We start from the raw sequence: 18,678 nt of genomic DNA, 5'->3' as shown, positions 1-18,678 counted from the left end.
ACCCATGGCAAATAACCTCCTCTTCGAGCTGTCCCCGGCGCCGCTCACCCTTGGTGGTGCCAGCCAGGGGCGCTCCTACTCCTCTTCGTCGCGCTCGCCACCGGCCAGGCGCAAAAAGGTATTGCGGTAGTGCGCCAGCTCCGCCAGCGACTCGCGGATGTCGTCCAGCGCCTGGTGAGTGTTGCGCTTGCTGAAGCCGGCCAGCGCCCCTGGGTTCCAGCGCTTGGCCAGCTCCTTGACGGTGGAGACGTCCAGGTTGCGGTAGTGGAAGAAAGCCAGCAGCTCGGGCATCTCGCGTTCGAGGAAGCGCCGGTCCTGATGCACGCTGTTGCCGCACATGGGCGACGAACCCGGGGCGACGTAGGCTCTAAGGAATTCCAGGGTCTGCCGCTCGGCCTCGGCGGTATCGACCCGGCTCTGCTTCACCCGCTCGACCAGGCCCGACTCGCCGTGGGTCTTCTGGTTCCACTCATCCATCGCCGCCAGCAGGCTGTCGGGCTGGTGCACCGCGAGCACGGGCCCCTCGGCCACCAGGTTGAGATCGTTGTCGGTAATCAGGGTGGCCACCTCGATGATGCGCTCGCGCTCGGGGTCGAGTCCGGTCATCTCGAGGTCGATCCACACCAGCAGGTCCTCGCGTGGCGCGGCAGTGTTGGGCATCGGTCAGGCTCCAGAGTTGAAGGGCGCGGCAGGACAGGCCGGACCACGCTGGGTACAATGACGCTATTGTAACGATCTTCGGGCGCCCATGAGCAAACGCAAGTTGAGCCGTCAGCAGCGCTGGCGCATCGAGAAGATACAGGCCGAGCGCGCCAAGCGCGCCGAGCAGCGCGACGTCAAGGACTCACAGAAGCTTGCCGCCGGCGAATACGGCCCCGAGCGACCCGGTCGGGTCATCGCCCATTTCGGCCGCACCCTCGACGTGCAGGCGGACGGCGACGGGCCGACGGTGCGCTGCCACCTGCGCGCCAACCTCGAAGGGCTGGTGACCGGCGACCGGGTCATCTGGCGTGCCGCCGAGGATGCCGAGGGCAACGTCAGCGAGGGCGTGGTGGTGGCGCGCAGCGAACGCCAGAACGTGCTGGAACGCCCCGACGCTCGCGGCCAGCTGAAGCCGGTGGCGGCCAACATCGACCAGATCCTGATCGTCTTCGCCGCGGAGCCGGCACCGCACCCCAACCTGATCGACCGCTATCTGGTGGCCGCCGAGGCCACCGGCATCACTCCGGTGCTGGTGCTCAACAAGATCGACCTGCTGCCCGAAAGCGGCGGCGAGCTGCGCGCCCTGCTGTCGCGCTACGAGGCGCTCGGCTATCCGGTGGTGGCCACCACCACGGCGCGGGCAACGGGGCTCGACGCACTGCACGAGCGCCTGGCCGGACGCACCTCGGTGTTCGTCGGCCAGAGCGGCGTGGGCAAGTCGTCGCTGATCGACCGGCTGCTGCCGGATGAGTCGCTGCGTATCGGTGCGCTGTCGAAGGACTCGCGCAAGGGCACCCACACCACCACCACGGCGCGCCTCTACCGGCTGCCGACGGCCGACGACGCCGAGCTGATCGACTCGCCCGGCATTCGCGAATTCGGCCTCGTGCATCTGGACGAACGCCAGGTCGCCGAAGGCTTCATCGAGTTTCGCGACTTCCTCGGCCGCTGCCGCTTTCGCGACTGCAGCCACCGCCACGAGCCCGGCTGCGCCCTGCTCGAGGCCGTGGAACGCGGCGACATTCATTCCCAGCGTTTTGCCAGCTATCGCCATATCGTCGATAGTCTCAACGAGACCTGATTCGGCCGCATCGCGACCATGAGATAAGGAGAGCGCCATGAGTTCCGAAGAGAATCTGCTGCCGCTGATCGTCGAACCGGAGCAGCTCGCCGAGCATCTGGACGATCCCCAACTGTTGATCGTCGACGTGCCGCTGAGGTCGGAGAGCTACGACGAGGGCCACGTGCCCGGCGCCGTATTCCTCGATTTTCGCCGCCTGATGCGTGGCGAGGGCGAGGTGCCCAACGAGGTGCCGAGCCCCGAGGCGCTGTCGCGGCTGTTCTCGTCGCTGGGCCTGACCCGCGATACCCACGTGGTGGCCTATGACGACGAGGGCGGCGGCTGGGCCGGACGCCTGTTGTGGACCCTGGAGCTGATCGGGCATACCCGTTACTCCTACCTCAACGGCGGCATCCACGCCTGGCGTCAGGCCGGCCAGCCCGTTTCCCATGAGCCGAGCGCAGCGACGCCCAGCGAGTACGAGGCCGAATTCCTGCATCCGCAGGTCGCCATCGACCGGCTGGAGCTGCAGGAGCGGCTGGGTGAAAAGGGCTTTGCAGTATGGGATGCCCGCTCGCCGGCGGAGTATCGCGGCGAGAAGGGCGAGAACCGACAGCTCGGGCACATTCCCGGCGCGGTCAACATGGAGTGGACCGAGGCCATGGACAAGGAGCGTGCGCTGCGCATCCGCGACTACGCCGAGCTGATCACCGAACTCGAGGCGCTGGGGCTCACCCCGGACATGGAAGTGGTCACTCACTGCCAGAGTCACCACCGCAGCGGCTTCACCTGGCTGGTGGGCAAGGCGCTGGGCTTCGAGAAAATACGCGGCTACGCCGGCTCCTGGAAGGAGTGGGGCAACCGCGACGATACGCCGATAGAGAAGTAAGCTGGAAGACGCGGCTGCGCCGCTCGAAGAGGGAAGATCAGTGCTTTGCACCTGGCAGGGCAAGGGCTCGCCTCTTCCTTCTTCCCTCTTCCTTCTTCTTTCTTCCACCCCCTCTTGAGGAATGACTCCTTCGTGACCCCTGCCAAGTTCTTCGCCCTGATCCAGTATCCGATTCCCCATCACCTGCTCTCGCGGCTGGTGGGCTGCCTAGCCGAAACCCGCGTGGCCTGGCTCAAGAATGCGCTGATCCGCGCCTTCATCAAGGTGTTCAAGGTCGACATGGGCGAGGCCGCCGAGCCGGATCCCACCGCCTATGCCACCTTCAACGACTTCTTCACCCGCGAGCTGAAGCCGGACGCCCGCCCCCTGGGCGAGGGCCTGCTGTGCCCTGCCGACGGCAACCTGTCCCAGTTCGGCCCCGTCGAGGCCGACAAGCTGCTGCAGGCCAAGGGGCACCGCTTCTCGATGATCGACCTGCTGGGCGGCGACGCCGAGGCAGCCAAGCGCTACAGCGGCGGCAGCTATGCCAACGTCTACCTCTCGCCCAAGGATTACCACCGCGTGCACATGCCGCTGGCCGGCACCCTGACCGAGATGGTCTACGTGCCGGGGCGGCTGTTCTCGGTCAACGCCGCCACCACCGACCACGTGCCCAACCTGTTCGCCCGCAACGAGCGCCTGGTGTGCCACTTCGATACCGAGCACGGCCCCATGGCCGTGGTGCTGGTCGGCGCCATGATCGTCGCCGCCATCGAGACGGTGTGGGCCGGCCAGGTCACGCCGCTCTCGGGCCAGGTGCAGCGCATCCGCTTCGACCAGCCGATCCACCTGGAGCGCGGGGCGGAGATGGGTCGCTTCAAGCTCGGCTCCACGGTGGTGCTGGCCTTCGGCGGCAAGGTCGATTTCGACGCCGCGCTGGCCCCCAAGACCAAGGTCAGCATGGGTCAGTCGCTGGGTGGGGTGCCCGATCCCGGCCCGGCGTTCGTCTAGGCTTCGCCCGCCGGCTTTCAGACGAAGCCTGTATCAGCAATTGGGCGTGGCGAAAGCCATCACCTCCGCCACGCTCGTTTTCCCTAGCGCCAGCTGAATCAACCGGTCGATGCCCAGCGCCACGCCGCTGCCGTCCGGCATGCCGTGCTCCAGCGCGGCCAGCAGGCGCCGGTCGACGTCCACTTCGGGCAGGCCCAGCTGTCGCCGGGCGGCGTTGTCCTCGGCGAAGCGCTCACGCTGCTCGTCGGCATCGGTGAGCTCGTCGTAGCCGTTGGCGAGCTCCAGCCCGGCAAGATAGACCTCGAAGCGCGAGGCGACCCACTCGCCATCCTCCGGGTCGCGATGGCGCCGCGCCAGGGCCGCCTGGCTCGCCGGGTAGTCCACCACCACGTCGATTCCCTCGCGCCCCAGGGTGGGTTCGATGACCAGGCTCATCAGCAGGTCGAGGCAGTCGTCGCGGGCGGCATCGCCCATGTCGAGGCCACCGCGCTGGCCGGCCAGCCGCCGCAGCTCACCGAGCTCGACGCCGAAGGGGTCGAGCTCCAGCGCCTCGCGGAACAGCTCGCGGTAGCGCCGTCGGCGCAGCGACCCTGCCTCACCCCCCGATTTTTGACCGAGCACCTGACGAATCAGCGCCACGGTCTCCTCGATCAGCGCGTCGAGAGAGAAGCCCGGGCGATACCACTCCAGCATGGTGAACTCGATGTTGTGTCGCCCGCCCACCTCACCGTCGCGAAAGCTGCGGGCGAGCTGGAAGATCGGCCCGCTACCTGCGGCCAACAGCCGCTTCATGTGGAACTCAGGTGACGTCTGCAGCCACAGCCGCTCGCGCCCCGCCGGCGTGGTCGCCGCCAGCGACAGCGAGGCCAGGTGCACGTCGGTGCTGCCGCCGTGGCCCAGCACCGGCGTTTCCACCTCCAGCACACCGCGCGCAGCGAAGAACCTCCGCACCTCGGCCAGCAGCCGCGCCCGCTCGCGCAGCGTCTCGATACTCGCCGTGGGGCGCCAGTCAGTTGCCATGACACGGTCTCCACAATGATGAAGGCCACGCCGGAATAGCGTGGCCTACGTTGAACCGCGGCTTGTCGGCGGCGCCGCACGCCAGCCCTTTATGCTCTAGAAACGTACTCACCAGAGCGAGTATCGACTTTCAGCACTTCACCCTGGTTGATGAACAGCGGCACCCGCACCACGGCGCCGGAAGAGAGCGTGGCCGGCTTGGAGCCGCCCTGGGCGGTATCGCCCTTCAGGCCCGGGTCGGTCTCGACCACTTCCAGCTCGATGAAGTTGGGCGGCGTCACGCTGATGGCGTTGTCGTTCCACAGCGTCACGGTGTAGACCACCTGCTCCTTGAGCCACTTGGCGGTATCGCCCAGCGCCTTCTTCTCCACCGCGTACTGCTCGAAGGAACCGTCGGTCTTCATGAAGTGCCACATGTCGCCGTCGGTGTAGAGATACTCCATCTCCAGGTCCACCACGTCGGCGCCTTCCAGGCTCTCGCCCGACTTGAAGGTGCGCTCCCACACGCGGCCGGTGATCAGGTTGCGCAGCTTCACGCGGTTGAACGCCTGGCCCTTGCCCGGCTTGACGAATTCGTTCTCGACGATCGCGCAGGGGTCGCCGTCCAGCATCACCTTCAGACCGCCCTTGAATTCGTTGGTAGAATAGCTAGCCATGTTGCCTCTCGAATGATCGGGCGCGCCGCGGTAGGCTCCGGACGCGCAACGTACCGTACGACGAGGAATCGAACCCTCGCCCCATTGTGACTGGTGTGCCGCATGATAACCCGAAGCTCCGCCCTTTTGCAGAGACCGGAAACGCCGGGCGCTGACGTGACGCCCTTGACGCTGCAGAGCGCCTGGCAGAATCAGCTGTCGCGGGCGATTCGCGACCCGCGCGAGCTGTGCCGGCGCCTGGGGCTGGACGACACCTGGCTGCCCGGCGCCGAGGGCGGTCACGCGCTGTTCGAGGTGCGCGTGCCCGAGGCGTTCCTGGCGCGCATGCGCCCCGGCGATCCCCACGACCCTCTGCTGCGCCAGGTGCTGCCGCTGAGTGCCGAGGGCGAGAGCGTACCCGGCTACGTAGCCGATCCGCTGGAAGAGGCCGCGCACACGCCGGGGCCGGGGCTGATTCACAAGTACGCCGGCCGCGTGCTGCTGATTGCGAGCCCCGCCTGCGCGGTGAACTGCCGCTACTGCTTCCGCCGTCACTTCCCCTACGACGCCAACAGCCCCTCTCGCGCGCAGTGGGAGGGCTCGCTGGACACGCTGCGCAGCGACCCGAGCATCCGGGAGGCGATCCTCTCCGGCGGTGACCCGCTGGCCGCCAGCGACCGCCAGTTGGCCTGGCTCGTCGAGCGCCTCGAGGCGATTCCCCATCTCGAGCGCCTGCGCCTTCACACCCGCCTGCCGGTGGTGATCCCGGATCGCGTCGACGACGTCCTGCTCGACTGGCTCGGCAACACCCGGCTGCAGAAGGTGATGGTGCTGCACATCAACCATGCCAACGAGATCGATCAGGCAGTGGTCGAGGCCTGTGAACGGCTAAAGAACGCAGGGGTCACCCTGCTCAACCAGAGCGTGCTGCTGCGCGGCATCAACGACTCGGTCGAGTCGCTGGCCGAGCTCTCGGAGCGGCTGTTCGAGGCCGGCGTGCTGCCCTACTACCTGCACGTGCTCGACCCGGTGGCGGGCGCGGCGCATTTCGACGTGCCCGACGAAGAGGCCCGCGAACTGGTCGCGGGCCTGCGGGAGGTGCTGCCGGGCTTCCTGATGCCACGCCTGGTCAGGGAGATCCCCGGCGAGGCAAGCAAGACGCCGCTTTAGCGAGCCCAAACCGGGTACACGCGCCACTTCGGCGCACCATATCAATACATTCGGTGCGGCTTTTGCACCAACAATAAGCGACGATGCCGCCGCTGCCTGACAACACGAGCAACCAGACACCTTCAAGCTGCTGTTTAACCGACGATAACCTCGCCTCGGGCATTCATCTTGCCTTGAACAGGGAGATACGGGGTATCGGTAGTGCATCATCGGCTGCCAGACAATTCAGTTTCCAATGGACGGCTAGGGTTCCGATCGCATCACCACTTACCCCGATGCGATGACTGGTCCGAGAGCTGTCGACCCGGCGCAAGAGATGAGGTGCTCGCAGGGGCACTCCACTTCGAGGCGCAAGGTTACACGGCGGGAGAAAAGCCCGGGAGGATAAGGTGCAGCAGGATGCGCCGATGCCCCCCGACATTTTCTCGAGCCCATTGGAGGCCACCATGTCCCAGCCACTGCGTCCCCGCTCCGCCAAGCGACTCCCCCTCGCCGCCGCCATCACCACCACGCTGATGGTCTCTGCCCTGAGTACCGCCCCCCTACAGGCCCAGGAACGCGACCAGTTCAGCGTCTGCTGGTCGATCTATGCCGGCTGGATGCCCTGGGGCTATGCCGACGAGGCAGGCATCGTCGATCGCTGGGCCGAGCAGTACGGTATCGAGATCGACATCATCCAGGTCAACGACTACGTCGAATCGATCAACCAGTTCACCTCCGGCAACGTCGACGGCTGCGCCATGACCAATATGGACGCCCTGACCATTCCCGCCGCCAGCGGCGTCGACTCCACCGCGCTGATCGTAGGCGACTACTCCGACGGCAACGACGGCGTGGTGCTGAAGAATGCCGACAGCCTCGAGGACATCGCCGGACGTGACGTCAACCTGGTGCAGTTCAGTGTCTCCCACTACCTGCTGGCCCGGGCGCTCGACAGCGTCGGCATGAGCGAGCGCGATGTCTCCACCGTCAATACCGGCGACGCCGATATCGCCGGGCTGTTCGCCAGCCGCGACAGCATCGACGCGGTGGTGACCTGGAACCCCCAACTCTCCACCGTGACCGAGCTCGAAGGCAGCACCCTGGCCTTCGATTCGAGCGAGATTCCCGGCGAGATCCTCGACCTGATGGTGGTCAATACCCAGACCCTGGCCGACTACCCCGAACTTGGCCACGCCCTGGTCGGCGCCTGGTACGAGACCATGGCGCTGATGGCAGAAGAGGATGAAGAGGCGCTCTCGCAAATGGCCGAGGCCGCCGGCACCGACCTTGCGGGCTATCGCGCCCAGCTCGACGCCACCTACCTCTACACCGATCCCGCCGAGGCCCTCGAGCTGATCGAGAGCGACGACCTGCTCGAGACCATGCAGCGGGTCGCCGAGTTCAGCTTCGAACACGGCCTGCTCGGCGACATGGCGCCCGATCCCGGCGTGGTGGGAATCGAGACCCCACAGGGCATATTCGGCGACGAGGGCAACATCAAGCTGCGCTTCGACCCGAGCTTCACCCAGGCCTATATCGACGCACAACAGTAAGCCAGCCGTCAGGAGTGAGTTGCCCCCAGTGGGCAGCTCGCTTGCCCCCTTACCCTGACGTGGAGCCTTCATGAAACGCCTGATCAATCTCACCCCCTCCCGCGGTGGCCGCTGGCTGCTGGGCCTGCTGCCCTTCCTGGTCGTGGCGATGGTCTACCTGAGCCTCTCCAATGCGCGGCTCGCCGAGAATCCCAATGATCGGCTGCTGCCGGCCCCGGCGACCATGGCCAACACCTTCTACATCATGGCCAGCGAGGAGAATCAGCGCACCGGGCAGGTCGTGCTCTGGGCGGATACCTTCGCCAGCCTCGAACGGCTGCTGATCGGGGTCGCCATCAGCGCGCTGATCGGCCTCAGCGTGGGGCTCATCAACGGTGGCCTGCCGCTGATCCGCGCCAAGTTCTCGCCGCTGGTGACGGTGATCTCGCTGATTCCGCCCATGGCGATTCTGCCGATCCTGTTCATCGCCTTCGGCACCGGGGAGGCCGCCAAGATCGCGCTGATCGTGATCGGGGTGACGCCCTTCCTGATTCGCGACCTCCAGGGCCACGCCCTGCGCCTGCCCGACGAACAGCTGATCAAGGCCCAGACCCTGGGCGGCAACTCCTGGCAGGTGCTGGTTCGGGTACTCCTGCCGCAGTTGACGCCGAGGCTGCTCAACGCCACTCGGCTGGCGCTGGGCACGGCCTGGCTGTTCCTGATCGCCGCCGAGGCCATCGCCGCCCAGGAAGGCTTGGGCTATCGCATCTTCCTGGTGCGTCGCTACCTGTCGATGGATGTGATCCTGCCCTACGTGGCCTGGATCACCCTGCTGGCCTTCCTGCTCGACCAGCTGCTGGCGCGCACCTCGCGACTCGCCTTCCCCTGGTACCACGCCGAAGAGGGAGACAAGCCATGAGCCTGCTCGAAGCCAAGCGCCTGGAGAAGCACTACGGCGACCACGTCGTGCTCGAGCGCCTCGACTTCCGCGTCGAGGCCGGCGAGTTCGTTACCCTGGTGGGGGCCTCGGGCTGTGGCAAGACCACCTTCCTCAAGATGCTGCTGGGCACCGAGCGCATCTCCCGCGGATCGCTCACCCTCGACCAGCGGCCGATCCCGGAAGAGCCGGGCCCGGACCGCGGCGTGGTGTTCCAGAAGTACTCGGTGTTCCCCCACCTCACCGTGCTCGGCAACGTGATGATCGCCGAGGAGCTCAGCCAGTCGCGCTGGCTGGGCAAGAGTTTCGGCACCGCCCGTCGCCAGGCGCGGGACAAGGCCATGGCGCGTATCGAAGAAGTCGGCCTGGCCAACGCCCTCGGCAAGTACCCCCACGAGCTTTCCGGCGGCATGCAGCAGCGCTTGGCCATCGCCCAGGCACTGATGATGCGTCCGCGTATCCTGCTGCTCGATGAGCCCTTCGGCGCCCTCGACCCGGGCATCCGCCGGGACATGCACGAGCTGATCCTGACCCTGTGGAAGGAGCAGCAGCTGACCATCTTCATGATCACCCACGACCTCAAGGAAGCCTTCGCGCTGGGCACCCGGCTGTGGGTGTTCGACAAGCTGCGCCACGACCCACAGGCCCCCGAGGCGTTCGGCGCCACCATCACCTATGACCTGCCGATCGGCGAGCGCCAGCCGCCGGCGGACCTGTCGGCCCGCTTCGCCGAGCGCGGCCTTAAGACCCTAACCCAGGAGACGCTGCTATGACACGCCCCGCTGAGCCAAGCGACGCGCTCTACACCACCCACCTGCCCGGCGGCCACCACTGGTCGCTGCGCCTGCGCCGTGGCACCACCCTGACGCTTGCCGCCGGCGCGACCAACGCCAATGTCGGCCTACTCTGCTACAACCCCGAGAACCTGCTCGAGCGCCTCAATCTGCCCGACACCCTGAAGTGCCAGCACACCTTCAAACTGACCCAGGGCCACTGCCTCTACTCCGACATGGGGCGCATCTTCGCCTCGATCATCCACGACGACCTGGGCTGGCACGACAGCGTCGGCGGCAACCTGATGCGCCACCACCTGGTCGCCAAGGGCTGGCAGCCGGTGAGCTACCAGCAGGCCCACAACGACTGGACCCGCAGCGGCCACGACGCCTTTCTGGTGGAGCTGGCCAAGTATGGGCTGGGTCGCCGGGATCTCGCCGCCAACCTCAACCTCTTCTCGCGGGTGGAGAGCAACGCCGACGGCCAGCTGCACTATGTGCCCGACCACTGCCAGGCCGGCGACAGCGTCACGCTGCGCTTCGAGATGGACACCCTGGTGCTGCTGCACACCTGCCCTCATCCGCTCGACCCCAGCCCCGACTACCCACGCCGCGGCGTGGATATCCGCCTGGGCGTCGCAGCGCCGCCGGACGAGCACGACGTCTGCTACCGCTCGCGGCCCGAGAACGCCCGCGGCTTCGAGAACAACCGCCTCTACCACCTGGGCCTCTGAGGGAGGATGCACCGCATGATCATCGAAAGCACCCTGCGCCCCGACAACGCCGTGAGTCGCATCACGGTGGACGCCGGCGATCACTACATCGGCACCATTAAGGCCGGCCAGACCCTGCGCATCCTCGACCTGGAGGGCAACCAGGCCGCCGATACCCTGTTCTACAACGCCCACGACACCAGCGAGCGCTACAGCGCCATGGACACCCTGCGCGAACAGGGGGCGGTTTACCTAACGGCGGGCACCCGGCTGATCTCCAGTGAAGGCCGCACCATGCTGACCATCACCGCCGATACCTGCGGCCGCCACGACACCCTGGGCGGCGCCTGCGCCAGCGAGAGCAATACCGTGCGCTACGACCTCGAGAAGCGGCATATGCACTCCTGCCGCGACAACTGGATGCAAGCCATCGCCGACTATCCGGAGTATGGCCTGACCAAGCGCGACATCACCCACAACATCAACTTCTTCATGAACGTACCGGTAACCGCCGAGGGCGGGCTGACCTTCGAGGACGGTATCTCGGCCCCCGGCAAGTACGTGGAGATGGTCGCCGAGATGGACGTGATCGTGCTGCTCTCCAACTGCCCGCAGCTCAACAATCCCTGCAACGGCTACAACCCGACTCCCGTCGAGCTGCTGGTGTGGGACTAGTCACCTGCTGGCGTTGACCCCGGGGACGACCCCGGCGGCTATTTTCTCGGACGCGGGACGACCCGCACCGTTGATGGACAAGGCAATATGTTTAGCAAGGTTCTGATTGCCAATCGCGGCGCCATCGCCGCCCGCATCCTGCGCACCCTAAAGCGGCTCGGCGTCGGCTCGGTGGTGGTATACGCCGAAGCCGATCGCGACGCGCCCTATGTCTACCAGGCCGATGAGGCCTACTCACTGGGCGACGGCGCGGCCGCCGACACCTACCTGGATATCGACAAGCTGATCGCCATCGCCCGCGACAGCGGCGCCCAGGCGGTGCACCCCGGCTACGGCTTCCTCTCCGAGAACACTCGCTTCATCGACGCCTGCGAGGCCGCCGGGCTGGTATTCCTCGGGCCAACCGCCGAACAGATCCGCGGCTTCGGCCTCAAGCATGAGGCGCGGCTGCTCGCCGAGCGCGCCGAGGTGCCGCTGGTGCCCGGCTCCGGGCTGCTCGACGACGCCGAAGCGGCCCTCGCCGAGGCCCAGCGCATCGGTTACCCGGTGATGCTCAAGTCCACCGCCGGCGGCGGCGGGATCGGCATGCAGGTGTGCCAGGATGCCGCCGAGATGGCCCGCGCCTTCGATTCGGTGCGCGGCCTCGGCGAGCGTAACTTCGGTGATGGCGGTGTCTTCGTCGAGGCCTATATCCCCCGCGCCCGCCATCTGGAGGTACAGCTGTTCGGCGACGGCCAGGGCCGGGTGGTGGCGCTTGGCGAGCGCGACTGCTCGACCCAGCGTCGCCACCAAAAGGTGCTCGAGGAGTGCCCCGCCCCCGACCTGCCCGACAGCGTGCGCCAGGCACTGCACGCCACCGCCGTTCGCCTCGGCAAGGCGGTGGCCTACCGCAGCGCCGGCACCGTGGAGTTCATCTACGACGCCCAGCGCCAGACCTTCTATTTCCTCGAGGTCAACACCCGGCTGCAGGTCGAGCACGGCGTCACCGAGGAGGTGTGGGGCGTGGATATCGTCGAGTGGATGGTGCGACTCGGCGCCGGCGAGCTGCCCAACCTGCTGGCGCTGAGCCGCGACCTGGCACCCCGCGGTCACGCCGTGCAGGCGCGGCTCTACGCCGAGGACCCGCTGCACGATTTCCGCCCCAGCGCCGGCCTGCTCACCGAGGTCAGCTTCCCCCGTGGAGAGGGCCTGCGCGTCGACGCCGCCATCGAGGCGGGCCTCGAGATCTCGGCGCTGTTCGACCCAATGCTGGCCAAGGTCATCGTTCACGCCGAAGACCGGGCGACGGCCTGCGCACGGTTGGCCAAGGCGCTGGATGCCGCCAGCGTCTACGGTATCGCCACCAACCGTCGCTGGCTCTCTCATGTGCTGCGCGACCCGCGCTTCCAGGGCGCCGAGATCCACACCCGCTGGCTGGCCGATCTCGACTGGGCACCGCCGGTGGTCGAGGTGCTGGCTCCAGGCACCATGACCACGATTCAGGATCATCCGGGTCGCCAGGGCCACTGGGACGTGGGCGTGCCGCCGTCGGGGCCCTTCGACGACTGGTCATTCCGGCTCGGCAACCGCCTGCTCGACAACCCCGCCGAGGCCGCCGGCCTGGAGATCACCCTTACCGGACCCACCCTGCGCTTCCATCGCGCTACCCAGGTGGTACTCGCCGGCGCGGCGCTGCCCGCCACTCTCGACGGTGAGCCGGTGGATTTCTGGCAGGTGCTCGATATCCCCGCCGGTGCCACCCTCAAGCTGGGCAAGGCCAGTGCCGGCGCCCGCGCCTACCTGCTGGTACGCGGCGGCATCGACTGCCCGCTCTACCTGGGGTCGCGCAGCACTTTCACCCTCGGGCAGTTCGGCGGCCACGGCGGTCGCGCCCTGCGCAGCGGCGATATGCTCGACCTGCCCGAGCAAGTCGCCATCGAGCACCGTCGGCTCGATAGTCGCCTGATACCGGCCATCGGCGAAGAGGGCCAGACCTGGCAGATTGCGGTGCTCTACGGCCCCCACGGCGCCCCGGACTTCTTTACCGAGGGTGATATCGATGCGTTCTTTGAGCACCACTGGGAAGTCCACTACAACTCCAGCCGCACCGGGGTGCGGCTGATTGGTCCACGTCCCGAATGGGCCCGGGCCGACGGCGGCGAAGCGGGGCTGCACCCCTCCAATATTCACGACAACGCCTACGCCTTCGGCACCATCGATTTCACCGGCGATATGCCGGTGATCCTCGGCCCGGACGGCCCGTCGCTGGGCGGCTTCGTCTGTCCGGCCACGGTGGTGCGTGCCGAGCGCTGGAAACTCGGCCAGCTGGCCGCGGGCGACAAAGTGCGCTTCGTGCCGGTCAGCCTGGCCACCGCGCGTCAGCTCGAGGCGCGCCAGCTGGCCCAGCTCGACAACCTGATCGCGCAACCGGCTGCTGCTCTTGCCGAGCAGCGCGACACCCCGCTGCTGCGCGACGTGCCCGCCGCAGAGGCCGGCGAGCGGATACTTTATCGCCGCGCCGGGGACGACTTCCTGCTGATCGAGTTCGGCGCCATGGAGCTGGATATCGCGCTGCGCTTTCGGGTCCATGCCTGGATGCTGTGGCTCGGCGAGCACCCGCTGCCAGGGCTGCGCGAGCTCACGCCAGGCATCCGCTCGCTGCAGGTGCACTACGAGCCACGCGAGCTGGCCCTCGACGACCTGCTCGCCCACCTGACCCAGGCCGAGCGCGAGCTGCGCGACGTCGAGACCCTGGAGGTCGAGTCGCGGGTCGTGCACCTACCGCTCTCCTGGGACGATCCGGCCTGCCATGAGGCCATCGACAAGTACCAGCGCTCGGTGCGCCCGAACGCCCCCTGGTGCCCCAGTAACCTGGACTTCATCCGCCGCATCAACGGCCTCGAGCACCAGCGCGAGGTGCGCGATATCGTCTTCGATGCCCGCTACCTGGTGATGGGGCTGGGCGACGTCTATCTGGGGGCGCCGGTAGCCACCCCGCTGGACCCGCGCCAGCGCCTGGTCACCACCAAGTACAACCCGGCGCGCACCTGGACCGCGGAGAACTCGGTGGGCATCGGTGGCGCCTACCTCTGCGTCTATGGCATGGAGGGGCCCGGCGGCTACCAGTTCGTCGGCCGCACCCTGCAGATGTGGAACCGCTACCGGGTCACCGAGCATTTCGCCCAGCCCTGGCTGCTACGCTTCTTCGACCAGCTGAGCTTCTTCGAGGTCAGCCACGAGGAACTCGCCAAGATCCGACGCGATTTCCCTCACGGCCGCTATCCACTCCAGGTCGAGACCACCCGCTTCAAGCTCGCCGACTACCAGGCCGAGCTGGAGCGCCAAGCGGCAGCCATCGCCCGCTTCCGTGAGCGGCGCGAAACCGCCTTCCAGGCGGAGATGGCCGAGTGGCGGGCCAACGGCCAGTTCACCTTCGAGGACCAGGCGCCGCAGGCGGCCGACGCCGCCGAACTCGCCGACCATGAGCTGGGCGTCGACAGCCCGGTGACCGGCAGCCTGTGGAAGCTGCTGGTCGCCGAGGGCGACTCGGTGGTTGCTGGCCAGGCGGTGGCCCTGGTGGAGTCGATGAAGATGGAAGTCGAGATCACCGCCGCCGAGGGCGGGCGCGTGACGCGCCTGCCCTTGAAGGTGGGCGCCTCGGTAGCCCCGGGCCAGCCCATCGTGATTCTGCAACCCGCAGAGGAGAAGACGGCATGACCACACCACTCACCATTGCCAGCCTGCATGCCGCCTATCGCCAGGGCGAGCTGACACCCCGTGCGCTGGTCGAACAGCTGCTCGGCGACGCCGATGCACGCGGCCATGATCCCGCCTGGATCACCCGCCTCGATCGCGATCAGCTCGAACCTTATCTGGCGCGCCTCGCGGGGGAATCCCCTGACAGCCTGCCGCTGTTCGGCATCCCCTTCGCCATCAAGGACAATATCGACCTGGCCGGGGTACCGACCAGCGCCGGCTGCCCCGCTTTCACCTATACCCCCGAGGAGAGCGCCTTCGTTGTCCAGCGGCTGATCGACGCCGGCGCCCTGCCGCTGGGCAAGACCAATCTCGACCAGTTCGCTACCGGGCTGGTCGGCGAGCGTGCCCCGGCGGCGTACGGGGTGCCGGCCAACGCCTTCGACGCCGCCTATATCCCCGGCGGCTCCAGCAGCGGCTCGGCGGTGACCACCGCCGCCGGCCAGGTGAGCTTCGCCCTGGGCACCGACACCGCCGGCTCCGGCCGGGTGCCGGCCTGCTTCCACAACCTGTTCGGCGTCAAGCCGAGTCTCGGACTGCTCAGCACCCGCGGCGTGGTGCCGGCCTGTGCCACCCTCGACACCATCAGCCTGTTCACCCTCACTGCCGATGACGCCGCAGCGGTGCTCGAGATCGCCGCGGCCTTCGACCCGCACTGCGCCTGGTCGCGGCGCCACGACTTCGCGGTCCACGGCAAGGCCTACGGCGAGGCCCCGGCGCGCTTCCGCTTCGGCGTGCCACAGGAGAACCAGTGGCAGACCGATGCCACCTACAGCGCCGCCATGCATACCGCCATCGCCCAACTGGAGGCGCTGGGCGGCGAGAAGGTCGAACTCGACTGCAGCCCGTTGCTGGCCGCCGCTCGCCTGCTCTACGAAGGGCCCTGGGTGGCCGAGCGCTACCACGCCATCCGTGACCTGCTCGAGCGCGACCCACAGGCGGTGCACCCGGTGACCCGTGAGATCACCCTGGGCGGCGCCACGCCGCTGGCCGTGGACGCCTTCGACGCCCGCTATCAGTTGGCCGAGTATCAGCGCCAGGCCGATGCGCTGATCGCCAAGGTGGATGTGATGCTTTCACCTACCACCGTGACCCACCCCAGCAAGGCCGAGGTGGCCGCCGATCCCATCAGTGTCAACTCGCGGCTGGGCACCTGGACCAACTTCATGAATCTGCTTGACTACAGCGCGCTGGCAGTACCGGTCGGCTTTGCCGACAGTGGCCTGCCGGTGGGGGTGACGCTGTTCGGCCCAACCTACGCCGACCTCGACCTGCTCAGCCTGGGTCGCGCCCTGGAGCAGCGACTCGACCTGCCGCTGGGCGCCACCGGTCTTCCACGCCCGGCGCTGCCGCCCCTTCCCCCAGCCCGGAACGGCACTCTGGAGCTGGTGGTGTGTGGCGCACACCTCGACGGCCTGCCGCTCAATCATCAGCTCACCGAGCGCGGCGGCGTGCTGGTCGAGGCAACCACCAGCGCCCCGCGCTACCGCCTCTACGCGCTGGCCGGAGGGCCGCCGGCACGCCCGGCCATGACCCGCGATGCCGACAGCGGCGCCGCCATCGAGGTGGAAGTGTGGCGCCTGCCGATCGAGAGCGTGGGGAGTTTCCTGGCCGGGATTCCCGCGCCACTCGGGCTGGGTCAGGTGGAACTCGCCAGCGGCGAGTGGAAGAGTGGTTTCATCTGCAGCGCCGGGGCCCTGCATGAGAGTGGTGAAGCCCGAGACGTCACCCAATTCGGGGGCTGGAAGGCCTGGCTGGCCAGCAGCCTAGCGCCTAGCGCCTAGCGCCTAGCGCCTAGCGCCTAGCGCCTAGCGTGATGCATTCTGCTCCCTGCCAGGCGTCAACAAGAAGCCCCTCGCCGAAGCAATGTCGACGGGGGCTCCGGTTGCTTCCCAGGCACTTGGCATTCGTTGCCTAAGGGCGCTGTTAAGCCAGCGAAGCTGCCGTCACGTTGGCCGCCGCCGGCTGGGTGGAGACGTGGCGGTTGATGGCGCTCATCACCGCCTTCATCGAGGCGCTGGTGATGCTCTCGTCGGTGCCCACACCGAACACCGCCTTGCCGTCGATGCGTACCTCCACGTAGGCGATCGCCTCGGCGTCGGATCCCTGGCCGCGGGAGTGCTCGTGGTAATCGATGATCTCCACGTCATGGCCGGCCGCTGCCAGGGCCTTGATGAAGGCCGCCAGCGGACCGTTGCCCTCGCCGCCGATGGCGCGCCGCCCGCCGTGCTCGTCGATGTTGGCCTCGAGCTTGACCCGGGGGCTATCGGCTTCGGAAGCGAGGCGATGGTTGACCAGCGCATAGGGTGAGGTGCGCTCCAGGTACTCGTCGGCGAAGGCCTGGTAGATCATCTGCGAGGTGATCTCCTTGCCGGTACGGTCGGCCACTTCCTGCACCACCTGGCTGAATTCGATGGAGAGCCGGCGCGGCAGCTCGATACCGTGCTCCTGCTCGAGCAGGTAGGAGACTCCGCCCTTGCCCGACTGACTGTTGACGCGAATCACCGCCTCGTAGCTGCGCCCCACGTCCAGCGGGTCGATAGGCAGGTAGGGCACCTCCCACATGGCCTCCGGATTGGCGCGGCGCTCGGCCATGCCTTTCTTGATCGCATCCTGGTGGGAGCCGGAGAAAGCGGTGAACACCAGGTCGCCCACGTAGGGGTGGCGCGGATGCACCGGCAGCTGGTTGCAGTACTCCACCTCACGCATGATCGGCGTGATGTTGGAGAAATCGAGCCCCGGGTGCACGCCCTGGGTATAGAGGTTCATGGCCAAGGTGACGATGTCGACGTTGCCGGTGCGCTCGCCGTTGCCGAACAGCGTGCCCTCGACGCGGTCGGCGCCGGCCATCACGGTGAGCTCTGCCGCCGCCACACCGGTGCCACGGTCATTGTGCGGATGCACGCTGACGATCAGGTGATCGCGGTTCTTCACGTTGCGACAGAACCACTCGACCTGATCGGCGTAGTTGTTGGGCGTGGCCGCCTCCACCGTGGCCGGCAGGTTGACGATCATCTTCTTCTCGGCCGTGGCGCCGTAGGCCTCCATCACCGCCTCGACCACCTCCTTGGCGAAGTCCATCTCGGTGGTGGTGAACAGCTCAGGCGAGTACTGGAAGGTCCAGTTGGTTTCCGGCGCCGCCGCCATCAGTTCGCGAATCTGGGTGGTGGCGTCCACCGCGATACCGATGCACTCCTCCTTGCTGACATTGAACACCACGCGGCGGAATACCGGGTCGGTGGCGTTATAGACGTGCACGATGGCGTTCTTGGCGCCCTTGAGCGACTCGAAGGTACGCTCGATCAGGTGCGGACGCGCCTGGGTCAGCACCTGGATGGTGACGTCATCCGGTACCCGGCCGTTCTCGATCAGCGAGCGCACGAAGTCGAAGTCGGTCTGCGAGGCCGAGGGGAAGCCCACCTCGATCTCCTTGAAGCCGATCCTCACCAGCAGGTCGAAGAAACGCTGCTTGCGCTCCTGATCCATGGGATCGATCAACGCCTGGTTGCCATCGCGCAGATCGACGCTGCACCACAGCGGTGGCGTTTCGATGCGTCGGTTCGGCCACTGACGGTCGGGCAGATCGACGGCGACGAAGGGGCGGTACTTGGCGGCGGGGTTGTCGAGCATCATGGCGGTGGTCTCCCTAGCTGGCGGCTCTGATAGGCGGCATTCAGAAACGACAACGCCCCGGCTGCATGGAGCATACCGGGGCGTCGTGGCGATAGACGGAACGGCGCACGCAACCCTTTACCGTCACGGCAAACACGGTCACGGCAAAACGGCGTACGTAGCGGAAAGCAATTCGGTTGGTGGACATCTCGGTACCTCGACTGACCTGGACAAAAACGCGATGCGCAGCGCA

The 18,678-nt window shown here is 67.2% G+C and carries 16 protein-coding genes and 1 riboswitch; of the genes, 11 read left to right on the top strand and 5 right to left on the bottom strand.

From position 1 onward, the window contains the following. Positions 1 to 75: 75 nt before the first annotated feature. Positions 76 to 660, bottom strand: coding sequence for an oligoribonuclease (gene orn, locus C4S71_RS04780; protein WP_103968382.1), 585 nt, complete (start codon positions 658 to 660; stop codon positions 76 to 78). 88 nt (positions 661 to 748) lie between these two features. Here orn and rsgA point away from each other — a divergent pair, with 88 nt between their 5' ends. The 3 genes from rsgA (at position 749) to asd (ending at position 3,641) form a co-directional block, all read left to right on the top strand. Beyond that, positions 749 to 1,783, top strand: a complete 1,035-nt coding sequence (gene rsgA, locus C4S71_RS04775; protein ID WP_103968381.1) for a small ribosomal subunit biogenesis GTPase RsgA — start codon at positions 749 to 751, stop codon at positions 1,781 to 1,783. Between the two features lie 37 nt (positions 1,784 to 1,820). Beyond that, a complete protein-coding gene (locus C4S71_RS04770; protein WP_103968380.1) occupies positions 1,821 to 2,651 on the top strand; it encodes a sulfurtransferase in 831 nt (276 codons plus the stop codon). A gap of 132 nt (positions 2,652 to 2,783) precedes the next feature. After that, on the top strand, positions 2,784 to 3,641 hold the full coding sequence (gene asd / locus C4S71_RS04765) for an archaetidylserine decarboxylase (RefSeq protein ID WP_103968379.1): 858 nt from the start codon (positions 2,784 to 2,786) through the stop codon (positions 3,639 to 3,641). Between the two features lie 33 nt (positions 3,642 to 3,674). Here asd and epmA read toward each other — a convergent pair whose 3' ends face one another. Then, positions 3,675 to 4,661, bottom strand: coding sequence for an EF-P lysine aminoacylase EpmA (gene epmA, locus C4S71_RS04760; protein WP_103968378.1), 987 nt, complete (start codon positions 4,659 to 4,661; stop codon positions 3,675 to 3,677). Positions 4,662 to 4,750: 89 nt separating this feature from the next. Then, the gene (gene efp / locus C4S71_RS04755) at positions 4,751 to 5,317 is read right to left on the bottom strand and encodes an elongation factor P (RefSeq protein ID WP_103968377.1); all 567 of its coding nucleotides are present in this window, start codon (positions 5,315 to 5,317) and stop codon (positions 4,751 to 4,753) included. A 102-nt stretch (positions 5,318 to 5,419) separates the two neighbouring features. On the opposite strand from efp, the gene epmB reads away from it, so the two are divergent. The 8 genes from epmB (at position 5,420) to atzF (ending at position 16,597) form a co-directional block, all read left to right on the top strand. After that, positions 5,420 to 6,466 (top strand): EF-P beta-lysylation protein EpmB, encoded by a 1,047-nt coding sequence (gene epmB / locus C4S71_RS04750; protein ID WP_234244396.1) that lies wholly within the window; start codon positions 5,420 to 5,422, stop codon positions 6,464 to 6,466. Between the two features lie 232 nt (positions 6,467 to 6,698). After that, positions 6,699 to 6,851: riboswitch (guanidine-I (ykkC/yxkD leader) on the top strand. Between the two features lie 61 nt (positions 6,852 to 6,912). After that, on the top strand, positions 6,913 to 8,001 hold the full coding sequence (locus C4S71_RS04745) for a putative urea ABC transporter substrate-binding protein (RefSeq protein ID WP_103968449.1): 1,089 nt from the start codon (positions 6,913 to 6,915) through the stop codon (positions 7,999 to 8,001). A gap of 70 nt (positions 8,002 to 8,071) precedes the next feature. Continuing rightward, entirely contained in the window at positions 8,072 to 8,899 is an 828-nt protein-coding gene (locus tag C4S71_RS04740; RefSeq protein ID WP_103968375.1) for an ABC transporter permease, read from the top strand. Beyond that, on the top strand, positions 8,896 to 9,690 hold the full coding sequence (locus C4S71_RS04735) for an ABC transporter ATP-binding protein (protein WP_103968374.1): 795 nt from the start codon (positions 8,896 to 8,898) through the stop codon (positions 9,688 to 9,690). The genes C4S71_RS04740 and C4S71_RS04735 overlap by 4 nt, the downstream gene beginning before the upstream one ends. Continuing rightward, positions 9,687 to 10,424 (top strand): urea amidolyase associated protein UAAP1, encoded by a 738-nt coding sequence (locus C4S71_RS04730; RefSeq protein ID WP_103968373.1) that lies wholly within the window; start codon positions 9,687 to 9,689, stop codon positions 10,422 to 10,424. The genes C4S71_RS04735 and C4S71_RS04730 overlap by 4 nt, the downstream gene beginning before the upstream one ends. 15 nt (positions 10,425 to 10,439) lie before the next feature. Next, positions 10,440 to 11,078: an urea amidolyase associated protein UAAP2 gene (locus C4S71_RS04725; protein ID WP_103968372.1), complete on the top strand. Its 639-nt coding sequence runs from the start codon at positions 10,440 to 10,442 to the stop codon at positions 11,076 to 11,078. Between the two features lie 87 nt (positions 11,079 to 11,165). Beyond that, positions 11,166 to 14,774: an urea carboxylase gene (gene uca, locus C4S71_RS04720; RefSeq protein ID WP_103968371.1), complete on the top strand. Its 3,609-nt coding sequence runs from the start codon at positions 11,166 to 11,168 to the stop codon at positions 14,772 to 14,774. Then, complete coding sequence (atzF, locus tag C4S71_RS04715; protein ID WP_103968370.1) at positions 14,771 to 16,597, top strand: allophanate hydrolase; 1,827 nt, start codon at positions 14,771 to 14,773, stop codon at positions 16,595 to 16,597. The genes uca and atzF overlap by 4 nt, the downstream gene beginning before the upstream one ends. A 142-nt stretch (positions 16,598 to 16,739) precedes the next feature. Here atzF and leuA read toward each other — a convergent pair whose 3' ends face one another. After that, positions 16,740 to 18,446: a 2-isopropylmalate synthase gene (gene leuA / locus C4S71_RS04710; protein WP_103968369.1), complete on the bottom strand. Its 1,707-nt coding sequence runs from the start codon at positions 18,444 to 18,446 to the stop codon at positions 16,740 to 16,742. Positions 18,447 to 18,486: 40 nt separating this feature from the next. Continuing rightward, on the bottom strand, positions 18,487 to 18,633 hold the full coding sequence (locus C4S71_RS22455; RefSeq protein WP_160113355.1) for a hypothetical protein: 147 nt from the start codon (positions 18,631 to 18,633) through the stop codon (positions 18,487 to 18,489). Between the last annotated feature and the right edge of the window lie 45 nt (positions 18,634 to 18,678).

The sequence above is a fragment of the Billgrantia desiderata genome (assembly GCF_900108215.1).
GTDB lineage: Bacteria > Pseudomonadota > Gammaproteobacteria > Pseudomonadales > Halomonadaceae > Halomonas > Halomonas desiderata.
This window is presented reverse-complemented; position numbering and strand designations above follow the sequence as displayed.